The sequence below is a fragment of the Streptomyces sp. DvalAA-14 genome, from assembly GCF_900091855.1.
GTDB lineage: Bacteria > Actinomycetota > Actinomycetes > Streptomycetales > Streptomycetaceae > Actinacidiphila.
Genome location: NZ_FMCH01000101.1, coordinates 1 through 21,140 on the forward strand (window position 1 = coordinate 1; position 21,140 = coordinate 21,140).

Annotated in this window: 20 protein-coding genes; 15 read left to right on the forward strand and 5 right to left on the reverse strand. The window is 71.6% G+C overall.

Going from position 1 to position 21,140, the window contains the following annotated elements; genetic code table 11:
- The 7 genes from GA0115240_RS04835 to GA0115240_RS04865 all read left to right on the forward strand — a co-directional run.
- Positions 1-701: cell division protein FtsQ/DivIB (locus GA0115240_RS04835; protein WP_346267918.1), on the forward strand; the 701-nt coding region annotated here is incomplete at its 5' end.
- Positions 702-959: 258 nt separating this feature from the next.
- A complete protein-coding gene (gene ftsZ, locus GA0115240_RS04840; RefSeq protein WP_093735403.1) occupies positions 960-2,186 on the forward strand; it encodes a cell division protein FtsZ in 1,227 nt (408 codons plus the stop codon).
- Between the two features lie 10 nt (positions 2,187-2,196).
- Entirely contained in the window at positions 2,197-2,934 is a 738-nt protein-coding gene (pgeF, locus tag GA0115240_RS04845) for a peptidoglycan editing factor PgeF (protein WP_093735404.1), read from the forward strand.
- Entirely contained in the window at positions 2,931-3,650 is a 720-nt protein-coding gene (locus GA0115240_RS04850; protein ID WP_093735405.1) for a YggS family pyridoxal phosphate-dependent enzyme, read from the forward strand. The genes pgeF and GA0115240_RS04850 overlap by 4 nt, the downstream gene beginning before the upstream one ends.
- A 95-nt stretch (positions 3,651-3,745) precedes the next feature.
- Complete coding sequence (locus tag GA0115240_RS04855; protein ID WP_093735406.1) at positions 3,746-4,360, forward strand: cell division protein SepF; 615 nt, start codon at positions 3,746-3,748, stop codon at positions 4,358-4,360.
- A 57-nt stretch (positions 4,361-4,417) separates the two neighbouring features.
- Entirely contained in the window at positions 4,418-4,708 is a 291-nt protein-coding gene (locus tag GA0115240_RS04860; protein ID WP_093735407.1) for a YggT family protein, read from the forward strand.
- 46 nt (positions 4,709-4,754) lie between these two features.
- Complete coding sequence (locus GA0115240_RS04865; RefSeq protein WP_093735408.1) at positions 4,755-5,981, forward strand: DivIVA domain-containing protein; 1,227 nt, start codon at positions 4,755-4,757, stop codon at positions 5,979-5,981.
- Between the two features lie 172 nt (positions 5,982-6,153).
- Here GA0115240_RS04865 and ileS read toward each other — a convergent pair whose 3' ends face one another.
- Positions 6,154-9,300: an isoleucine--tRNA ligase gene (ileS, locus tag GA0115240_RS04870; RefSeq protein ID WP_093735409.1), complete on the reverse strand. Its 3,147-nt coding sequence runs from the start codon at positions 9,298-9,300 to the stop codon at positions 6,154-6,156.
- A gap of 839 nt (positions 9,301-10,139) precedes the next feature.
- Between ileS and GA0115240_RS04875 the strand changes: the two genes are divergently transcribed.
- The 5 genes from GA0115240_RS04875 to GA0115240_RS04895 all read left to right on the forward strand — a co-directional run bounded on the left by GA0115240_RS04875 (position 10,140) and on the right by GA0115240_RS04895 (position 14,412).
- Positions 10,140-10,610 (forward strand): TraR/DksA family transcriptional regulator, encoded by a 471-nt coding sequence (locus GA0115240_RS04875; RefSeq protein WP_370673276.1) that lies wholly within the window; start codon positions 10,140-10,142, stop codon positions 10,608-10,610.
- An 83-nt stretch (positions 10,611-10,693) separates the two neighbouring features.
- Positions 10,694-11,275 carry a signal peptidase II gene (lspA, locus tag GA0115240_RS04880; RefSeq protein ID WP_093735411.1) on the forward strand — a complete coding sequence of 194 codons (582 nt, stop codon included), beginning with the start codon at positions 10,694-10,696 and terminating at the stop codon, positions 11,273-11,275.
- An 18-nt stretch (positions 11,276-11,293) separates the two neighbouring features.
- The gene (locus tag GA0115240_RS04885) at positions 11,294-12,235 is read left to right on the forward strand and encodes an RluA family pseudouridine synthase (protein WP_093735412.1); all 942 of its coding nucleotides are present in this window, start codon (positions 11,294-11,296) and stop codon (positions 12,233-12,235) included.
- A complete protein-coding gene (locus GA0115240_RS04890) occupies positions 12,232-12,762 on the forward strand; it encodes a GNAT family N-acetyltransferase (protein ID WP_370673277.1) in 531 nt (176 codons plus the stop codon). Before GA0115240_RS04885 ends, GA0115240_RS04890 begins: the two co-directional genes overlap by 4 nt.
- Positions 12,763-12,819: 57 nt before the next feature.
- On the forward strand, positions 12,820-14,412 hold the full coding sequence (locus GA0115240_RS04895) for a Na+/H+ antiporter (protein WP_093735413.1): 1,593 nt from the start codon (positions 12,820-12,822) through the stop codon (positions 14,410-14,412).
- An 83-nt stretch (positions 14,413-14,495) separates the two neighbouring features.
- Here the strand turns inward: GA0115240_RS04895 and GA0115240_RS04900 are convergent, their stop codons facing one another.
- Entirely contained in the window at positions 14,496-15,605 is a 1,110-nt protein-coding gene (locus GA0115240_RS04900) for a mechanosensitive ion channel family protein (RefSeq protein ID WP_093735414.1), read from the reverse strand.
- Between the two features lie 85 nt (positions 15,606-15,690).
- Here GA0115240_RS04900 and GA0115240_RS04905 point away from each other — a divergent pair, with 85 nt between their 5' ends.
- On the forward strand, positions 15,691-16,257 hold the full coding sequence (locus GA0115240_RS04905; RefSeq protein WP_093735415.1) for a dienelactone hydrolase family protein: 567 nt from the start codon (positions 15,691-15,693) through the stop codon (positions 16,255-16,257).
- Between the two features lie 28 nt (positions 16,258-16,285).
- Here GA0115240_RS04905 and GA0115240_RS04910 read toward each other — a convergent pair whose 3' ends face one another.
- The 3 genes from GA0115240_RS04910 to GA0115240_RS04920 form a co-directional block, all read right to left on the reverse strand.
- Positions 16,286-17,080 carry a thioredoxin domain-containing protein gene (locus GA0115240_RS04910; RefSeq protein ID WP_093735416.1) on the reverse strand — a complete coding sequence of 265 codons (795 nt, stop codon included), beginning with the start codon at positions 17,078-17,080 and terminating at the stop codon, positions 16,286-16,288.
- Between the two features lie 116 nt (positions 17,081-17,196).
- Positions 17,197-17,874, reverse strand: a complete 678-nt coding sequence (locus GA0115240_RS04915; RefSeq protein WP_093735417.1) for a hypothetical protein — start codon at positions 17,872-17,874, stop codon at positions 17,197-17,199.
- Positions 17,875-18,065: 191 nt separating this feature from the next.
- Positions 18,066-18,437 carry a hypothetical protein gene (locus tag GA0115240_RS04920; RefSeq protein ID WP_141708729.1) on the reverse strand — a complete coding sequence of 124 codons (372 nt, stop codon included), beginning with the start codon at positions 18,435-18,437 and terminating at the stop codon, positions 18,066-18,068.
- Between the two features lie 76 nt (positions 18,438-18,513).
- Between GA0115240_RS04920 and GA0115240_RS04925 the strand changes: the two genes are divergently transcribed.
- The gene (locus GA0115240_RS04925) at positions 18,514-19,818 is read left to right on the forward strand and encodes an NYN domain-containing protein (protein ID WP_093735419.1); all 1,305 of its coding nucleotides are present in this window, start codon (positions 18,514-18,516) and stop codon (positions 19,816-19,818) included.
- 126 nt (positions 19,819-19,944) lie between these two features.
- Positions 19,945-20,997 carry an ABC transporter ATP-binding protein gene (locus tag GA0115240_RS04930; RefSeq protein WP_093735422.1) on the forward strand — a complete coding sequence of 351 codons (1,053 nt, stop codon included), beginning with the start codon at positions 19,945-19,947 and terminating at the stop codon, positions 20,995-20,997.
- Positions 20,998-21,140: the final 143 nt, after the last annotated feature.

The following is a 21,140-nucleotide window of genomic DNA, read 5'->3' on the forward strand; positions in this document are numbered from 1 at the left end:
CCCGACGGCTGGCCGTGCTGCTGGCCCTGATGGCGCTCACCGTGCTGATCGCCGGCGGCACCTGGGCGGTCTACGGCTCGCCCTGGTTCCGCGCCCGTACCGTGGCCGTCAGCGGCAGCCGGGAATTGACGCCCAATCAGATTCGGCGCGCGGCGGCCGTACCGCTGGGCGGACCGCTGATCTCGGTCGACACCGGCGCGGTACGCAAGCGGCTGCTGGCCGCCCTGCCGCGGATCGACACGGTCGAGGTCACGCACTCCTGGCCGCACACCGTCCGGGTGCGGGTGACCGAGCGCACCGCCGCGGCCGCGCTGGAAAGCGGCGGCTCGTTCGTCGAAATCGACCGGGAGGGCGTGCGTTTCGCCACCGTCGACCGGGCGCCGAAGGGAGTTCCGCTGGTGCAATTGGCGCCCGCCGGCACACCGAGCCTGCGGTATTTCGGAACAACGCAACTGCTGCGGTCGGCGATTGCGGTCGCGGGTGATCTGCCGGGCACACTGCGGGGCCGGGCCACCGCCATCCGGGTACGTTCCTACGACGGCATCACCGTCGAACTCACACACGGGCGTGAGGTGGTGTGGGGGAGCGCACAGGACGGCGCGCGGAAGGCCGTCATTCTCTCCGCGCTGATGAAGGCGGAGCCCCGTGCGACACACTTCGACGTCAGCGCCCCCACCGCCCCTGCCGCGTCAGGGAGTTGACGCCCGGTAGGGAACGGGCGCAAGGTGTGCGACCCTGGCACTGCGACGCACGGCGTGATCACATAGGGTGAAAAGAAAACGGTAGGTTCGGCGTGTTCGTTGAACCGCCACCGCTTGTCGACTTAGTGTCCTGTCCCAAGAGAACACGTGGGACAGGCATACTGGTAACCCTAAACCTCAGGGTTAGGGTTCAGCACGGCAACCGGCGAGCCACCGACCGTCCCACACGATTCGTAATCGAGGCGAGAGGGCTTCGACGTGGCAGCACCCCAGAACTACCTCGCAGTCATCAAGGTCGTCGGCATCGGCGGCGGTGGTGTCAACGCCATCAACCGGATGATCGAGGTCGGTCTCAAGGGCGTCGAGTTCATCGCGATCAACACCGATGCACAGGCCCTCCTGATGAGCGACGCCGACGTCAAGCTCGACGTCGGACGTGAACTGACCCGTGGCCTCGGCGCGGGCGCCAACCCCGATGTCGGCCGCAAGGCCGCCGAAGACCACCGTGAGGAGATCGAAGAGGTGCTCAAGGGCGCCGACATGGTCTTCGTCACCGCGGGCGAGGGCGGCGGCACCGGCACCGGCGGCGCCCCCGTGGTCGCCAACATCGCCCGCTCACTGGGTGCGCTGACCATCGGTGTGGTCACCCGCCCCTTCACCTTCGAAGGCCGTCGTCGCGCCAACCAGGCCGAGGACGGCATCGCCGGACTGCGGGAGAACGTCGACACACTGATCGTGATCCCCAACGACCGGCTGCTGTCCATCTCGGACCGCCAGGTCAGCGTGCTCGACGCCTTCCGCTCCGCCGACCAGGTGCTGCTCTCCGGTGTCCAGGGCATCACCGATCTGATCACCACCCCCGGCCTGATCAACCTGGACTTCGCCGACGTGAAGTCGGTCATGTCGGAGGCCGGTTCGGCGCTGATGGGCATCGGGTCGGCCCGGGGCGACGACCGGGCGGTGGCCGCCGCGGAGATGGCGATCTCCTCGCCACTGCTGGAGGCCTCCATCGACGGCGCGCGCGGCGTGCTGCTGTCCATCTCCGGCGGCTCCGACCTCGGTCTGTTCGAGATCAACGAGGCCGCCCAACTGGTCAGCGAGGCCGCGCACCCCGAGGCCAACATCATCTTCGGCGCGGTCATCGACGACGCGCTCGGCGACGAGGTGCGGGTCACCGTGATCGCGGCCGGCTTCGACGGCGGCCAGCCGCCGCCCAAGGGCTCCCGGGACCGGGTGCTCAACCCCTACCCCGCACGCGACGAGGCCGTACCGGCCCCCACCGCGCGGATCGACCCGCCCCGCTCGGCCCCGTCCTTCAGCGGGATCGGCAGCCTGCCGACCTCGTCGAGCGACGCCGAGCAGGACAGCGAGCCGGCCGCCGAGGCCGCGCCCGCCCCGGTGCACCACCAGCCGGTGGTACCCCCGGCCCGCCCCTACCAGGACACCGCGGCCGAGGAACTCGACGTCCCGGACTTCCTGAAGTGACCGCCCGGCAGTGATAGGGCACCGCACAGCAGTGGACGGCGCGCACTTCGCCTTTACCGACAGGTGGGGCGGAGTGAGCGCCGTTCCTCATGACAGCCTCAACCTCGGTGGCGCGGTCGGCGACGACCCGGCGGCGGTCCGGGCCAACCGGGTCCGGGCCGCCCGGGCGCTCGGCCGGGACCCCGGCCGGGTGGTATGGATGAACCAGGTGCACGGCAAGGACGTCGCCGTGGTCGACGCCCCCTGGGGCGAAGGCCCGGTGCCGGCCGTGGACGCACTGGTCACCACCCGGCCCGAGCTCACCCTCGCGGTGCTCACCGCCGACTGCGTACCGGTGCTGCTCGCCGATCCGCGGGCCGGGGTGCTGGCCGCGGCGCACTCCGGGCGGCCGGGACTGGTCGCCGGTGTGGTGCCCGCGGCTGTCGAGGCGATGGCCGCGCAGGGCGCCGACCCGGCTCGCGTCGTCGCTGTCCTCGGACCCTCGGTATGCGGTAAGTGCTATGAAGTGCCCGCCGCACTGCGGGACGAGGTGAGTGCGGTCGTGCCCGAGGCGTACGCCGAGACGAGTTGGGGTACGCCGGCTCTCGATGTGAGCGCCGGCGTGCGCGCCCAGCTCGCGCGCTGCGGCGTACAGGTGATCGAGACGCCGAGCGTCTGCACCCTGGAGTCCGCCGACCACTTCTCGTACCGCCGTGAGCAGCGCACCGGACGGCTGGCCGGCTACGTCTGGCAGGACGGGACCGAGTGAACGACAGAGCCGCCCAACTCGGCACCTCCCTCGACCAGGTGCGGCAGCGCATCGCCACCGCGTGCGCGGCGGCCGGCCGGGACACCGCCCAGGTCACCTTGATCGTGGTCACTAAGACGTACCCGGCCAGTGACGTCCGGCTGCTCGCCGGGCTCGGGGTGCGGCAGGTCGCCGAGAACCGCGACCAGGAGGCCGCCGCCAAGGCCGAGGAGTGCGCCGATCTCGCACTGGGCTGGCACTTCGTGGGCCAGTTGCAGACCAACAAAGTCCGCAGCGTCGTCCGTTACGCCGACCATGTGCACTCCGTCGACCGCCAGAAGCTGGTCGGCGCGCTGTCCGGCGCGGCCGTCGCGGCGGAGCGGGAGCTGGGCTGCCTGGTCCAAGTGGCCCTCGACGCCGGTTCCGGCGAGCGGGGGGAGCGCGGCGGAGTGGCGCCCGACGCCGTCGGCGCGATCGCCGACGCGATCGCCTCGGCGCCGGCCCTGCGGCTGGACGGTGTGATGACCGTCGCACCCCTGGCCGGCCGGTACGCCGACCAACCCCGAGCCGCCTTCGACCGGTTGGTGGAAATCTCATCCCGCCTGCGCGAGACTCATCCCGCTGCGAACATGGTCTCGGCAGGGATGAGTCAGGACCTCGAACACGCCGTGGCGGCCGGAGCGACACATGTACGCGTCGGTACGGCGGTGCTCGGAGTCCGTCCGCGGCTCCGGTAACGTCACCAAACAAGTCGGACCACAGCATAAATATGGTGTGGCGGCCGTCCCACCAACGGCCGAGGACCGCAACCCCGCTGAGAGGACGCAGAGCAATGGCCGGCGCGATGCGCAAAATGGCGGTCTACCTCGGCCTCGTGGAGGACGACGGATACGACGGGCCGGGGTTCGACCCGGACGACGAGTTCGAGCCCGAGATGGCCCCCCCGCCCGGCGGCCGGACCGCCCCGGAACCCGAGCGCGTCCCCCGGCGCCAGCACGTACCGGCGCCGATCCAGCACCAGCCGCCGCAGGACGAGCCGCCCCGGCTCGTGCATGCCCCGGCACCCCGCGAACCGCGGATCGCCCCAGTGGCATCCATCACACCTGATCGTCACATCCTGGAGAAGAACGCACCGGTGATCATGCCCAAGGTCGTGTCAGAGCGAGAGCCTTACCGGATCACGACACTGCACCCCCGGACCTACAACGAAGCCCGTACTATCGGGGAACACTTCCGTGAGGGCACGCCGGTGATCATGAACTTGACCGAGATGGACGACACCGACGCGAAGCGACTTGTCGACTTCGCGGCCGGTCTGGTCTTCGGTCTGCACGGGAGCATCGAGCGGGTGACGCAGAAGGTCTTTCTGCTCTCGCCTGCTAACGTCGACGTCACGGCGGAAGACAAAGCCCGGATCGCTGAGGGCGGGTTCTTCAACCAGAGCTGAACCGACGCAAGCGCAGGACCGGCCAACAGGCCGACGAGCAGGGGAGAGGGAAGGGCGATGGACATCGCACTCCAAGTGCTGTGGATCGCGCTCGCAACCTTCTTCGCTGTCCTGCTTTTCCGATTGGTGATGGATTACGTCTTCCAGTTCGCCCGCGCATGGCACCCTGGGAGGCCGATGGTGGTCATCCTGGAAGGCACCTACACTGTCACCGATCCGCCACTCAAGCTCCTGCGGCGGTTCATCCCGCCGTTGCGTATCGGGGGCGTGGCGCTCGACTTGTCCTTCTTTGTACTGATGATCATCGTGCTCATCCTGCTCGACGTACTGAAGGGCTTGCAAGGATGACCGGTGCGAGCTCCCGATATGTCGACGATCACGTTGAGGTGAAGAGATGCCGCTGACCCCCGAGGACGTTCGGAACAAGCAGTTCACGACCGTCCGCCTCCGAGAAGGCTATGACGAGGACGAGGTCGACGCCTTCCTCGACGAGGTGGAGGCGGAGCTGACCCGGCTGCTCCGCGAGAACGAGGATCTGCGGGCCAAGCTGGCCGCGGCGACTCGTGCCGCCGCCCAGAACCAACAGCAGGGCATGCGAAAGCCCGAGCCACAGGACCGTCCGGTACCCGCCGCCATATCGGGCCCGCAGCCGGTGCAGCAGCAGATGCCGCAGCAGCAGATGGGCCCGCCCCAGCTGCCCGGTGGTGCGCCGCAGTTGCCCCCAGGGCCCAATGGCCAGCAGGGTCCCGGCCCGATGGGCCAGCACCCGATGCAGCAGCAGGGCCACCCCATGCAGGGCGGCATGCAGGGTCCCGGCCCGATGGGCCAGCACCCCATGCAGCAGCAGGGCCACCCGATGCAGCAGGGTCCCGGCATGCAGGGCGGTATGCAGGGTCCCGGTCCGATGGGCCAGCACCCGATGCAGCAGCAGGGTCCCGGCATGATGGGCCAGCACCCCATGCAGCAGCAGGGTCCCGGTGGCGACAGCGCCGCTCGTGTCCTGTCGCTCGCCCAGCAGACCGCCGACCAGGCCATCGCCGAGGCGCGGTCCGAGGCCAACAAGATCGTCGGTGAGGCACGCAGCCGCGCCGAGGGTCTGGAGCGGGACGCCCGCGCCAAGGCGGACGCACTGGAGCGGGACGCCCAGGAGAAGCACCGTGTCGCGATGGGCTCGCTGGAGTCCGCCCGCGCCACGCTGGAGCGCAAGGTCGAGGATCTGCGTGGCTTCGAGCGGGAGTACCGCACCCGGCTGAAGTCCTACCTGGAGTCCCAGCTGCGCCAGCTGGAGAACCAGGCGGACGACTCGCTCGCCCCGCCGCGGACCAGCCCGCCGGCCCCGTCGCTGCCGTCCGCTCCGTCCATGAGCGGCACGATGGGCGGCAGTTCCATGAACGGCATGGCTCCGGCCGGCGCCGGCGCTATGGGCCACGCGGGTTCCGCCCCCTCCTACGGCGGCGGCCAGGGCATGGGCCACACTCCCGGCCCGACGTACGGCGGCCAGCAGCAGATGTCCCCGGCGATGACGCAGCCGATGGCACCGGTCCGGCCGCAGGGCCAGGCGCCGTTGCAGCAGGCGCCGACGCCGATGCGGGGATTTCTGATCGACGAGGACGACAACTAGTCGCTGCCGCTGAGCAACCGAAGGACCGGGCCCCCGGGGATCTCTCCCCGCCGGGGCCCGGCCCTTTTTTGTCCTCAAGCGCTCCCCCAGCTAACGCTGGGAGGTGCCCCCGGACGGGCTGATTGTTCAGCCCGTCCAGCGTTTGGACACGAAAAGGGGCGGGTGGGTGGGGTCAGGCTCGGCGGAGGTGGAAGGTGAGGCCGAGGGACTCGTCGGTGAAGGGGGGCCCGAACTCCGGGGTCGGGGCGCCCGGGGCGAAGTCCGGGGCGAGCACCTCCTCGGCGATGAGCTCGGCGTGCGCGGCCAGCGCAGCGCCCAGCTCCGGACCCGCCGCGGTGAACCGCACCACGATCCGGTCCGCCACGTCCAGCCCCGAATTCTTCCGCGCCTCCTGGATGAGCCTGATCACGTCCCGGGCCAGCCCGGCCTGCCGCAGCTCCGGCGTGATCTCCAGGTCGAGTGCCACCGTCGCCCCCGAGTCGGACGCGACCGACCACCCCTCCCGCGGGGTCTCGGTGACGATGACCTCGTCCGGCGTGAGCGTGACGCTCTCGCCGTCCACCTCGACCGTCGCCGTGCCCAGCTCCCGCAGCGACGCGGAGAGCGCCGCCGCGTCCGCTGCCGCGACGGCCGCCGCGACCGCTTGGACGCCCTTGCCGAACCGCCTGCCCAGGGCCCGGAAGTTGGCCTTCGCGCTGGTGTCGACGAGCGAGCCGCCGACCTCCGCCAAGGAGGCCAGCGAGGAGACGTTCAGCTCCTCGGCGATCTGACCGCGCAACTCCTCGGACAGGTCCGTGAAGCCCGCCGCGGCGACCAGCGCCCGCGACAGGGGCTGGCGGGTCTTGACGCCGGACTCCGCCCGGGTGGCGCGGCCGAGTTCGACCAGCCGCCGGACCAGCCGCATCCGGTCGGACAGTGCCGGGTCGATCCGGTCCGCGGCGACCGCCGGCCAGGAGGCCAGGTGTACCGAGTCGGGCCCGTCCGGGACCACCGGCACCACCAGGTCCTGCCAGACCCGTTCGGTGATGAAGGGCACCAGCGGCGCCATCAGCCGGGTGACCGTCTCGACCGCGTCGTGCAGGGTGCGCAGCGCCGCCGCGTCGCCCTGCCAGAACCGGCGCCGGGACCGGCGCACGTACCAGTTGGACAGGTCGTCGACGAACGCGGACAGCAGCTTGCCGGCCCGCTGGGTGTCGTACGACTCCAGTGCGTCGGTGACGTCCCGCACCAGCGCGTTCAGCTCGCCGACCAGCCAGCGGTCGAGCAGTGGGCGCTCCTCCACGGCCGGGTCGGCGGCGCTCGGCGCCCAGCCCGTGGTGCGGGCGTACAGCGCCTGGAAGGCGACGGTGTTCCAGTAGGTCAGCAGCGTCTTGCGGACGACTTCCTGGATGGTGCCGTGGCCCACCCGCCGGGCCGACCACGGGGAGCCGCCGGCCGCCATGAACCAGCGCACCGCGTCGGCGCCGTGCTGGTCCATCAGCGGGATGGGCTGCAGGATGTTGCCCAGGTGCTTGGACATCTTGCGGCCGTCCTCGGCGAGGATGTGGCCGAGGCAGACCACGTTCTCGTAGGCGGACTTGTCGAAGACCAGCGTGCCGATCGCCATCAGCGTGTAGAACCAGCCCCGGGTCTGGTCGATCGCCTCGGAGATGAACTGCGCGGGGTAGGTGCGCTCGAAGACGTCCTTGTTGCGGTACGGATAGCCCCACTGCGCGAACGGCATCGAACCCGAGTCGTACCAGGCGTCGATCACCTCGGGCACCCGGGTCGCGGTGGCCGAGCAGGTCGGGCAGGCGAAGGTCACCGCGTCGATGTAGGGGCGGTGCGGGTCGAGCTCCGACTGGTCGGTGCCGGTCAGCTCGGTGAGTTCGGTGCGTGAGCCGACGCAGGTGAGGTGGCCGTCCGGGCAGCGCCAGATGGGCAGCGGGGTGCCCCAGTAGCGGTTGCGGGACAGCGCCCAGTCCACGTTGTTGTCCAGCCAGTCGCCGTAGCGGCCGTGCTTGACGGTGTCCGGGTACCAGTTGGTCCGCTCGTTCTCCCGCAGCAGCGCGTCCTTGACCGCGGTGGTGCGGATGTACCAGGACGGCTGGGCGTAGTAGAGCAGCGCGGTGTGGCAGCGCCAGCAGTGCGGGTAGCTGTGCTCGTACGGCACATGCTTGAACAGGCGGCCGGTCGCCTGGAGTTCGGCCACCAGCGCCTCGTCGGCCTTCTTGAAGAAGACCCCGCCGACCAGCGGCACCTGGGGCTCGAAGGTGCCGTCGGGGCGCACCGGGTTGACCACCGGCAGGCCGTACGCGCGGCAGGCCTTGAGGTCCTCCTCGCCGAAGGCGGGGGACTGGTGGACCAGGCCGGTGCCGTCCTCGGTGGTGACGTACTCGGCGTTGAGCACATAGTGCGCGTCCGGGATGTCGACGAAGGAGAAGGGCCGCTGATAGGTCCAGCGCTCCATCTCGCGACCGGTGAAGCGCTGCCCGGTCGCCGTCCAGCCGTCACCCAGCGCCTTGCCGAGCAGCGGTTCGGCGACCACGAGCTGCTCCTGGCCGTCGGTGGCGACGACGTAGGTCACCTCCGGATGGGCGGCCACCGCGGTGTTGGACACCAGGGTCCAGGGGGTGGTCGTCCACACCAGCAGCGCGGCCTGCCCGGCCAGCGGGCCGGAGGTCAGCGGGAAGCGGACGTAGACCGACGGGTCGACGATCGTCTCGTAGCCCTGCGCCAGCTCGTGGTCGGACAGCCCGGTCTGGTCGCGGGGGCACCACGGCGCGACCCGGTAGTCCTGCACCAGCAGGCCCTTGCCGAAGATCTGCTTGAGCGACCACCACACCGACTCGACGTACTCGGGGTCCATGGTGCGGTAGGCGTCGTCCAGGTCCACCCAGTAGCCCATGCGCTCGGTCAGCTCGGCGAACGCGTCGGTGTGCCGGGTCACCGAGGCCCGGCACTTCGCGTTGAACTCGGCGATGCCGTACGCCTCGATGTCCTGCTTGCCGGTGAAGCCCAGCTCCTTTTCCACCGCCAGCTCCACCGGCAGACCGTGGCAGTCCCAGCCGGCCTTGCGGGTCACATGGTGGCCCTGCATGGTCTTGAAGCGCGGGAAGACGTCCTTGAAGACCCGGGCCTCGATGTGGTGGGCGCCGGGCATGCCGTTGGCGGTCGGCGGGCCCTCGTAGAACACCCAGTCGGGCCGGCCCTCGGTCTGCTCCAGGGAGCGGGCGAACGTCCCGCGCTCGGCCCACAGGGCCAGCACCTCGTGTTCGAGGGCGGGCAGGTCGACCTGGGCGGGCACCGGGCGGTACTGCGGCTGGTCAGGCTGGCTCATCGGGGCTCTTCCTCCGGCGGACGCGGTTCGCTTGTCGCGACTTCCGTCGGAGGGACGAGAGCGTACGCAAGCGCGCTCCCGCGGTACCACCCTCCTTGGCGGTGTGCTCGGGCCTTCCGGCCCCCCGTCCTGTGCGGACGGCACCGCCCCCTCATTGGTCCAGCGACGCCGGCTCTACGGCCTGCGGGGCGCTGCGGGCCCCCGCGGGCTTTCCTCCGGCGGCTCCGGGGTGATCTTCGCACCGCGCACACCCCCGGGCTTCCACCGCCCCCGGGTCGCTCTGGGCTGCGTGCGGCGCTACTCGTCCCATCCACGCCTTTCGCTGCGCCCAGTGTACGGGGCCGCGGGGCGCGGGGCCGACCGGTTATCGGCGGCCCCGAAAGCCGCACCGGAAGCCGCCCCGCAAGCCGGCCCGGCAGCCGCACCGGACGGCGGGCCGCCGGCCCCGGACCGGCGGCCGAAGACGCCATCCGGTGCGGCTTGGACCCGAATGGCGGCTTTCCGGCATGGTCCGGGCGGTGTGCCGGAATACCTCACGGTGAGCTGGGCACAACGCATGGAGACCTTTCCGCCCGCGGGCGGCCGGGTCGGTCAGGCAGCTCCCCTGCTTGCCGCGGGTGCGTAGTCGATTTACCGTTTCCGGCACGCTTCGCGAACAACATCACCGATGTGAAGGGGTAGCCGCCATGGCCGCACAGAACACGGTGAGGGGCGCGGCGCGAAAGGCACCGGCGACGACGGCGGCGCCGGGTGCGCCCCACAGGGCCGCACCCCAGCACCCGGTCAGGACGGCGCCGGCCAACGAGGCCGCAGCCGCGAAGAAGACAGGAGCCCGCACGGTGGCAGCTAAGAAGACCGTGGCCCAGCCGGCCGCGACATCGGGGTCCCCGGTCCCCGCCGCCCCTATCGCGGCGCAACCGGACGTGTTGGCGGTACTCCCCGGCGAGGAGCCGTGGACGACCGAAGAGGTCGAGGAGGCGCGCGCCGAGCTGTTCTCCGAGGTCGAGCGGCTCAAGGCCGAGCTGATCTCGTCCGAGGCGGCCGTCGCGGGTCTGATGCGTGATTCCGGCGACAGCACCGGCGACGAGGCCGACACCGGCAGCAAGAACATCACCCGCGAGTACGAGCTTGCGCTGGCCGCCAACACCCGCGAGACCCTGACCCAGGCCGACCACGCGCTGCAGCGCCTGGACGAGGGCACCTACGGCCTGTGCGAGGTGTGCGGCAACCCCATCGGCAAGGCCAGGATGCAGGCCTTCCCGCGCGCCACCTTGTGCCTGGACGACAAGCAGCGCCAGGAGCGGCGCTGACTCCTCGTACGCCTGTGCCGTACCCTCGTCAGCAGTCAGGATTCGGCCTGGCGGGCACGGAGCACAAGGGCTGAGGAACTCACGTGACGGAAGCGGAGCGCAGCATCACCACACCGGAAACGCCCGACGAGGCGGCGGAGCCGGCCGGGACCGGGACGGCCGCCGCGGCGGCCGGGACCCACCGCCGGCGGATCGCCGTCCTGATCGGCGTCGCGGTGCTGGCGTACCTGCTCGACCTGCTCACCAAGCTGTGGGTCGTGCACAGCCTGGAGCACCACGACCCGATCAATGTCTTCGGCCACTACCTGCGGTTCGACGCGGTCCGGAACGCCGGGGCGGCCTTCGGTCTCGGCCAGGGCATGACCATCGTCTTCACGGTGATCGCGGTCGGTGTGATCGCGGTGATCGTCCGGCTGTCCCGGCGGCTGTACAGCCTGCCCTGGGCGGTGGCTCTCGGCCTGCTGCTCGGCGGCGCCTTCGGCAACCTCACCGACCGGGTCTTCCGCGCGCCCGGCAGCTTCCAGGGCCGCGTGGTGGACTTCATCGAGCCCGAGCACTTCGCGGTGTTCAACCTCGCCGACTCGGCGATCTGCTGCGGTGGCGTGCTGATCGTGCTGCTCTCCTTCCGCGGTGTGGATCCGGACGGCACCAAGCACCAGGACTGAGGGCCCATACTCGATCAGGTGAGCACCGTTCCCGAAGTCCGTTCCCTGCCCGTGCCCGATGGCCTCGAAGGCGAGCGCGTCGACGCCGCCATCGCCCGTATGTTCGGTTTCTCCCGGACCAAGGCCGCCGAGCTGGCCGCCGCGGGCAAGGTCTCCATCGACGGCTCCGCCGCGGGCAAGTCGGAGCGGGTCCGGGGCGGGGCGTGGCTGGAAGTGGAGATGCCCGCCCCGGCCGAACCGGTGCGGATCGTCGCCGAGCCCGTCGAGGGCATGGAGATCATCCACGACGACGAGGACGTGCTGGTCGTCGTCAAGCCGGTCGGCGTCGCCGCCCACCCCAGCCCCGGCTGGACCGGGACGACCGTGATCGGCGGGCTGGCCGCGGCCGGCTACCGGATCTCCACCTCGGGCGCCGCCGAGCGCCAGGGCATCGTGCACCGGCTCGACGTCGGCACCTCCGGGCTGATGGTCGTCGCCAAGTCCGAGCGGGCCTACACCCTGCTCAAGGCCCAGTTCCGCGACCGGGTGGTGGACAAGCGCTACCACGCCCTGGTCCAGGGCCACCCCGACCCGATGAGCGGCACCATCGACGCCCCGGTCGGCCGCCACCCGCAGCACGACTACAAATGGGCGGTCACCGCCGACGGCAAGCCGTCGGTGACGCACTACGACCTGATCGAGGCGTTCCGCTCGGCCAGCCTGCTCGACATCAAGCTGGAGACCGGCCGCACCCACCAGATCCGGGTGCACATGTCCGCCCACCGCCACCCGTGTGTGGGCGACCTCACCTACGGCGCCGACCCCACCATGGCCAAGCGGCTGGGCCTGACCCGGCAGTGGCTGCACGCGGTGCGGCTGGGCTTCGAGCATCCGGCCGACGGCGAGTGGGTCGAGTTCGAGAGCGGCTACCCGGCCGACCTCCAGCAGGCGCTGGACACCGTGCGGGCGGACAGCGAGTGAGCGCGCCCGCGACCGGCGGCCCCGAGGTCCGGGTGGTGCCCGCCGACGACCCGGCCGCGATGGCCGCCGTGCACGCCATCCGGCACGAGGTCTTCGTCGTGGAGCAGGACGTGCCCGCCGACCTGGAGTGGGACGGCAAGGACGGCCGGGCCGTGCACGTGCTGGCCGAGGGCGCGGGCACCGGCCGGCTGCTTGTGGGCGAGGACGCGGCCGGGAAGAACGGCGGCGACCCGCGGATCGCGGTGCTCGGCCGGCTCGCGGTGCGCAAGGCCGCACGGCGCGGCGGGGTCGGCGCCCGGCTGGTGCGCGCCCTGGAGGACGAGGCACAGCGGCTCGGCCTGCGCGGGGTCTACCTGGAGGCGCAGACGCACGCCGTCCCGTTCTACGAACGGCTCGGCTACACGGCCTACGGGCCGGAGTTCACGGACGCGGGGATCGCCCACCGGGCGATGCGGCGGGAGTTCGGCCAGGCGTCCGGGCCGGTCGGCCCGCCGCGTGCCACGACCTCGGCCGGCGCCACGAAATAGCCGCCCGTCCGGCGATTGGCGCCGGACGGACCGTCGTGCACATGGCACCCTGACGCCGTGGATCAGCTCGCCCTCTTCTTCGTGATCGCGCTCGCGGCCATCGTCATGGTGCCGCTGGGCGAACGGCTGATGCTGCCGGCGCCGGTCCTGATGACGCTGCTCGGCGTGGTGCTGGCGCTGATCCCGCAGGTCCCGAACGTGCACATCGAGCCGTCCCTGATCCTGCCGCTGCTGCTGCCCCCGCTGCTCTACGCGGCCGTGCAGCGCACCAGTTGGCGGCAGTTCGCGATCAACAAGCGGGCCATCTTCCTGCTCGCGGTGGGCCTGGTGTTCGTCACCACCGGAGTCGTGGCGGCCGTCGCGAACGCGATCGTCCCCGGCATCTCGCTGGCCGGCGCCTTCGCCCTGGGCGCGATCGTCGCGCCGCCCGACCCGGTGGCCGCGACCGCGGTGGCCGGCGCCCTCGGGCTGCCGCGCCGGATGATCTCCATCCTGGAGGGCGAGGGGCTGTTCAACGACGTCACGGCCATCGTGCTCTACAACGTGGCCGTCGCGGCGGCGGTCTCCGGTGAGTTCTCGGTGTCGCACGCGGTCCTGGAACTGCTGCTGAACGCGGTGGTCGCGGTCGTCATCGGCCTGGTGCTGGGCTGGGGCACCAACAAACTGATGACGGTGGTCGGCGAGCCCACCTTGCAGATCGGCCTGTCCCTGCTGGTGCCCTACGCCGCCTACGTGCTCACCCAGGAACTGCACGGCTCCGGCGTGCTCGCGGTGCTCACCACCGCCCTCTTCCTCGCCGAGCACGCCTTCGAGGCGGACGACGTGCAGGCCCGGCTGGTGGGCAACACCTTCTGGGAGATCGTGGACACCCTCGTCACCGGAATCGCCTTCGGCCTGATCGGCCTCGAACTGCACAACGTCTTCGCCGTCCCGGACGGGCACTGGGAGGCGATACTGCGGCACGCGGGCCTGGTGGTCGCGGTCGTGGTCTTCCTGCGGCTGCTCTATCTGATGCCGGCCTCGCTGATCGCCCGCCGGCTGCACAAGCTGCGGGACGTCTACGAGGACATCCCGATGACCTGGCAGGAGACCGTCATCATGTGGTGGTCCGGGATGCGCGGGGTGGTGTCGGTGGCGCTGGCGCTCGCCCTCCCGCTCACCACCCACCACCACCTGCCGTTCCCGGCCCGCCAGGAACTGCTGTTCATCGCCTTCGCGGTGGCGCTGGCCACCCTGGTGGTGCAGGGGCTCACGCTGCCCTGGCTGGTCAAGCGGCTGGAGGTGGGCAGCGACATCGAGGCCGAGCACGACCTGGAACGCGCCCTGGCGGTACGGGCGATGACCGCGGCCCGGGTCCGGCTGAAGGAGATCGAGCGCAACGAGACGCTGGACGAGGAGCTCTCGGAGATACTGCACCGCCGCGCCTTCGAGGTGGGCACCCGGATCTCACCCGACATCGTGGAGTACGAGCGCCGCGACAGCCACGCCCGCCGGCTCGCCCGGATCAAGGCGCTGCGCCACTTCCAGGAGGACATGCTGTCCGCCGCCCGGCACGAGGTGCTGGCCGCGCGCAGCGAGCCGGGTATCGACCCGGAGGTGGTGGACCGGGTGCTGCGCCACCTGGATCTGCGCTCGATGCGGGGGCTGTGAGGCGGCCGGACCCGGATGCCGGACCCGGGGGCGCCGAGCTTGCGGGCGCTGGCTTGCGGGCCCCGGCTCGCGGGCGCCGGCGGTCAGCGCGCTCCCGGCCCCGGGCCGAGGTCCTTGGAGTCCGGCATCGGCGCCATCTCCCGCTCCTGGCCGCCCTGCGGGCGTCCCGGCGCGGCGGCGGTGCTGATCCGCGGCAGCGCGTAGGGGTGCTCGCAGCGCAGCCAGTCGATCAGCTGCTCGCGCACGATGCAGCGCAGGTTGAAGATGTCGTCGGCGTCCTTGGCGGTGACCAGCACCCGTATCTGGATGGTGGTCGGTGTGGTGTCGATCACCACCACGCCCCACGCCCTGCGGTCCCACTCCGAGGCCTGCTCCAGGATCTCCAGCGTCCGCTTGCGCATCGCGTCCACCGGCGTGGAGTGGTCGAGGTGGAAGAAGACGGTGCCGGTCATCCGCGGATCGCCCCGGGACCAGTTCTCGAACGGCTTGCTGGTGAAGTACGACACCGGCATGGTGAGCCGGCGCTCGTCCCAGGTGCGCACGCTCAGGTAAGTCAAGGTGATCTCCTCGACCACGCCCCATTCCTCGTCCACCACCACCGTGTCGCCGATCCGCACCATGTCGCCGAAGGCGATCTGCAGGCCGGCGAACAGATTGCTCAGCGTGGACTGGGCGGCCACACCGGCCACGATGCCGATCAGGCCCGCGGAGGCCAGCATCGACGCCCCGACGGTCCGCATCTCCGGGAAGGTGAACAGCATCGAGGCGATGGCGATCACCATGACCACGGCGATGAACACCCGCTGGATCAAGGTCAGCTGGGTGCGCAGCCGGCGGATCTTGGGCACGTTGCGCGAGGTGACCGCGTACTGGGCGTAGACGGAGTCGGTGATCGCGGCCGCGATCCGCACCACCAGCCAGGCGGTGGAGGCGATCAGGACCAAGGTGAGCGCCTGTCCGACCTGGGGCGTGTGCTCCACGCCGACCCGCGCGGCCCGATAGGCGCCCCGCAGCAGCGCGCTGCACAGGACCACCTGCACCGGCAGCCGGCAGCGCCGCAGCAGGCCCCACAGCGGGGTCTCGGGGTGGCGGGCGTCCACGGATCGCAGGGATCTGTCCACGGCCCAGCCGACGAGCAGGGTCACCAGGACCGCCGCACCTATCACCATGACCGGTCGTAGCGCGCTCTCCATGTCCACCTCGATCCTTGCTCGGCACTGAGTGCCGTGACGGTAGGGCACCATGGACCGGATACCCGACCCGATGTGAGGAAGCCCTGTGACGATTGTCCTGTTCCACAGCGCCTACGGTCTGCGACCTGCGGTGTACGCCGCCGCCGACCGGCTGCGGGCCGCCGGGCACGAGGTGGTCGTACCGGACCTCTACGAGGGCCGGACCGCGCGCACGGTCGAAGAGGGCATGGCGGTCCGCGACGAGATCGGCCGCGACGAACTGCTGCGCCGCGCCGTCGTCGCCGCGGCCCCGTTCGCGGAACAGGGTGTTGTCTACGCGGGCTTCTCGCTCGGCGGCTCCGTCGCCCAGAATCTCGCCCTCGGCGACGATCAGGCCCGTGGCCTGCTGCTCCTGCACGGTACCTCGGACATGACCGACGACGCGGCCACCGACATCCCCGTCCAGCTGCACGTCGCCGATCCGGACCCCTTCGAGACCGACGACTGGCTGAACGCGTGGTACCTGCGGATGCGCAAGGCCGGCGCGGACGTGGAGATCCACCGTTACCGCGGCGCCGGCCATCTGTACACCGACCCGGAACTGCCCGACTACGACGCGCAAGCGGCGACGCGGACGTGGTCGGTCGCGCTGGACTTCCTCCGGGACCTGTAGGGCCGGTCCCGGAGGAAGCGCGCCGCCGTCAGGTGAGGTCGGCCTTGATCGCCGCCGTCACCGCGGCCGAGGACAGGCCGGCCACCTGCACGTCCTTGTTGTTGACCTTGACGGTGGGCGTGGAGTTGACGCCACTGCTGTCGAACGACTTGCTCATCGTCAGCGCCCACTTGTCGAAGGTGCCCTTCTTCACCGCGTCGTCGAACTTGGTGTTGTTCTTCAGCGCCGGGACCTTCTGCGCCTGCGCGATCAGGAAGCTGTCGCTGTTGAAGGTGTCCTTCTTCTCGTCCGGGTGCACGGCCTTGCTGTAGAGCAGGGTGTGGTACTGGTTGAACGCGTCGGTGGACACGTTCAGCGCCGCTCCCAGCGCGCTCAGTGCCTTCTTGGAGCCGGAGCCGCCGTTGGCGGGGTCCAGGAAGGTGCCGAAGGTGTACTGGATCTTGTAACTGCCGTCCGTGGCGCCCTTGAGCACGTCGGTGCCCGCCGCCTGCTCGTAGGCCGCGCAGATCGGGCAGCGCAGGTCCTCGAACTCGTGGACCGTGTTCTTGTTGTTCTTGTCGCCGATGATGATCGTGGTGCCGTCGGTGCCCGAGGTGTTGGCGGGCTGCACCAGCTTCTGCTTCGCCGCGTTCGCCCAGTAGTCCGGCTTGTTCATCTGGTTGACGGCGACGGCCACACCGCCGGCTATCGCCAGCAGCGCCACCACGCCACCGCCGACCAGCAACTGGCGGCGGACCTTGGCCCGCTTGGCTTCCTTCTCACGCTGCGCGCGCAGCCGCTCGCGGGCGGCTTCTTTGCTGGCCTTGCTGTTCCTGCTGCTCATGACTGGAGTTCTCCGTGGGTGTACGCGTCCGTGGGTGATGCCGGTCGTGGTGCTGTCGGTGCGGTCCGTGTGGTCAGGACGGTCGGCGGGGCGCTCGGGGGCGGCCTGCGGACGGTCTAGACGGGGACCAGGACGGGCGGACCACGGCGTACGACGGTGTGCAGCAGCGGCCGGGCGGGCGGGGCGCCGGCGGCGGTACGGGCGGCGGCCGGGTCGACCCGGCGGGCCGGCGCGGCGAATCCGCCGCGGGCGGCGGTGACGGCGAACAGCAGCGGCCGGAAGGCGGCGGTCGCCGTCGAGCGGACCACCCGGTGCAGGGCGGCCTCACCGCGCCGCAGCCACCAGGAGGCGAGCAGGCCGACCGAGACATGCAGGGCCAGCAGCAGCCACGGCAGCACGGTGGAGGGCATCTGCTGGGCGGCGTGGCCGCCCGGGACGCCGGCCAGCCGGCCGCCGAACTGGCCGCCGCGGCAGACCACCGCCTCGTGCAGCGTCCGCCAGGAGCCGGTCACCGGGCCGCCGGAGGGGCCGTAACAGGCCTGCTGGCCGGAGGTGAACAAGGTGTCCACCGCCAGCTCCACCGGCACCATGAGCCCGGCGATGCCCCAAAAGCCGCGCTCCCGGCCGCCGAGCAGGTACGCCAGCGCGAACACCGCGGTGAACGCCGCGGCGACCGCGGCCGTCGGCAGCGGGGCGTGGGCCATCAGTACGTGGGAGGTCGAGGAGAGGGTGACGCACAGTGCGGCGAACAGGGCAGCGCGTAGCGCCCTCAGCCGTGGTCGTATCTCCTCCATGGGCCAGAGTGTGCCACGACAGGGGGTAGGTGCGGCCTAAAGGCGGGGTAAGAGATGGGGCCCGTGAAGTGCTCGGGGACCGAGGGGCGTTGGCGGGCACGAACGCGGGGGCGCCCGCGAGGGGCACCCCCGCGTCGGTGATCAGCCCGCTGATCGGTGTCGGGGCTGTGACCGGTGCCGCGCGGGACCGGTCAGTTGTGGCCGAACCGCTGCTTCTGCTTGCGCGGGGCCTGCGTGGAGGCGGGCATGGCGTGCTCCTCGGTGGTCGAGGCGCGCGTGTTGTCCTGCGACTCCGTGCCCTGCCCGGCGCGCTGACCCGGGCGCTGGTCGGACTGATCGCGCTGACGGCTCTGGTTCTTGTTCTTCGCCACGGTCGTGCCTTCCTGGGTGGGGGGTGTTGAGGCCGACCGGCCGAACTCGGGGCCGATGGCCGTCATCAGACTCACATGGGACGACAAACCACGCATTTCGGGCAATTCACCGAGCCGGCCCCGAAGATCGCCACCGAAAAAGTGACCACCGCCACGCCGAAGATCGGGTTCGAGGTCATAACGCCCGAGCATTCGGGCAGACTCGTGGGACATCGCGGGGAGAACCCTGGGTAGAACAGCGCCGGGGGGCGACCGGAAGAGGTGCAACATGGACCGCTGCGTCGTCCTGGTGGACGCCGGATATCTGCTGGGCGCAGCGGCGAGCCTGCTGGCCGGTGAACCGTCGCGTTCCCGGATCCTGGTGGATCATGCCGGCGTGGTGGCCGGCCTGCGTAAACGCGCCGAAGAGGAGACCGGGCAACCGCTGCTGCGGATCTACTGGTTCGACGGAGCACCCGACCGCGTTCCGCAACCGGAGCACCGCAGGCTGCGGGTGATGCCCCGAGTGACGGTACGGCTCGGCGCGCTCACCCGGACGGACGGCCGGTGGGCGCAGAAGGGCGTCGACGCGGCCATGCACGCCGAGCTGTCCGAACTGGCCCGCAACCGCGCCTGCTCCGACATCGTGCTGGTGACCGGCGACGGCGATCTGCTGCCCGGCATGATGTCCGCGAAGGAGCACGGCGTCGCCGTCCACCTGTGGGCCGTCCAGGCCGCCGACGGCGACTACAACCAGTCCGAGGACCTGGTGGCCGAGGCCGACGAGCGGCGGGTGCTGGACCGGGAGTGGATCACCGCCGCGATCAGGGCCCGCGACGTCACCGGCGCCTGCCCGCCGCCGGGGCCCCGGCCGGAGATCCGCCCCGAGATCGCCGCGATCCTGTCCGCGCCGCTGCCCGAGTCGGGCGAGTCGTCCCCGGAGAACGGGCACCCGGCGCACACCGTCCACGCGGACCACTCGGGCCACCCGGGGCATTCCGGCCAGGTCGTCCAGGTCGGACAGGTCGGCCGGCCGGCGAAGAACGGCAGCGCGCCGGAGCCCGACACCTCCCCGTCCGCGGTGCCCGGCAAAGGCGGCGTCCCCACCCCCAAGGACCTGGCCGGACTCGGCCGCACCACGCACGCCGCCGGGCCGGCCCCGCAGCCCGCGCCCAGCGCCACCCTGCGCTGGTCCTCCGACAAGGGCTGGACCGACCGCGGCCCCGGCCCCGACCTGCCCGACACCAGCGGACTGCCCACCCTCGCCCAGGTCACCAGCGCCGAGCAGCGCTGGGCCGACCGCGAGGCCGACATCACCGCGGTCAGCGGCGACCCCTACGAGGTCGGCCAGGTCTTCGCCCGCCGCTGGATCGCCCGGGTCAACGACTCCGGCCAGCTGCTGCACCTGTCCTCGCACTACCCGCGGGTCCCGCACCGCATCGACGGCGAGCTGCTCCGCTACGCCGCCCGCTTCGGCCTGCTCGCCCACAAGGACGACCAGATCGACGAGCACGACCGGTACGCGATCCGGGCCGGCTTCTGGCGCGAGGTCGAAGGGCGCGCGCCGGCGGAGGCCGCCGCCGACGGCGGCTGACGGTCCCTTGCGGGCTGCCCTGACCTGGCGCCGACCCGGCTCGGACCGGGCCTGAGCCGGTCCGGCGCCGCTCCGAACCGGCCCCGAGCAGCCGTGCCGGGGGCTTTGCGCGTACGCTCGGTCCTCGTGAGTACGGGCACGGAGGAGACGGCGCCACCAGTGGTCGCCACAGCCCGCGATGCGGTGTGCACCGTACGCGGTCTGATCAGGACGTACCCGGCCGGTTCCGGCGCCCGCCGCACTCCCCGGCGCGGCCGCGGCGCCGAACCCGCCCCGCCGCCGGTGCGCGCCAACGACGGCATCGACCTCGACGTCGAACGCGGTGAACTGTTCGGCATCCTCGGCCCCAACGGCGCCGGCAAGACCACCCTGGTCCGCCAGCTCACCGGGCTGCTGCGCCCCGACGCCGGCTCCATCGAACTCCTCGGCCACGATCTCGTCCGCCACCCCGACCGCGCCTCCCGGCTGGTCGGCTACCTCGGGCAGGAATCCACCGCCTTCGACGAGTTGACGGTGGCGCTGGCCGCCGAGACCACCGGGCGGCTGCGCGGCATGGACGCGGCCGCGGCCCGGGCCGCCCGCGACGCCGTCCTCGACGAACTCGACCTCGGGCCGCTGGCCGGCCGCCCGCTGAAGAAGCTCTCCGGCGGCCAGCGCCGCCTGGCCTGCTTCGCCGCCACCCTGGTCGGCGAGCGGCCGGTGCTGGTGCTGGACGAGCCCACCACCGGCATGGACCCGCTGGCCCGCCGCGCGGTGTGGGCGGCGGTCGACCGGCGCCGCAACGAGTTCGGCACCACGGTGCTGCTGGTCACCCACAACGTCATCGAGGCGGAAACCGTGCTGGACCGGGTGGCGGTGCTGGACCGGGGGCGCGTCATCGCCTCCGACACCCCGGCCGGACTGCGGGCCCTGGTCGCCGACGAGGTGCGGCTCGACCTGGTGTGGCGCTACGACGCGCCGGTCGGCCTGGCCGCGATCGCCGCGCTGCGGCCGCTCGCCGAGGTCTCCGGGCGCCGCTGGACCCTCCGCCTCCCGCAGGACCGCGCCCGCGCCGCCGTGGCCGAGGTCACCGGCGGCCCCGCCTTCGCCGCCCTCGACGACTTCACCTTGGCGGTGCCCAGCCTGGAGGACGTCTATCTGGCCCTGGGCGGCCGCGGAAAGGGACTGACCAAGGCATGAGCCTCCCCCCACCGCCCCCCGCCGCTCCGTCGTACCCGACCGCACCGTCCCCCGCCTCCCTCCCTCTGCCGGCGGTGCTGTACGCCGCGACCGCCGCGGGCGGTGCCCGGCAGGGGCCGGGGAACTGCGCGACCGGCCGCGGC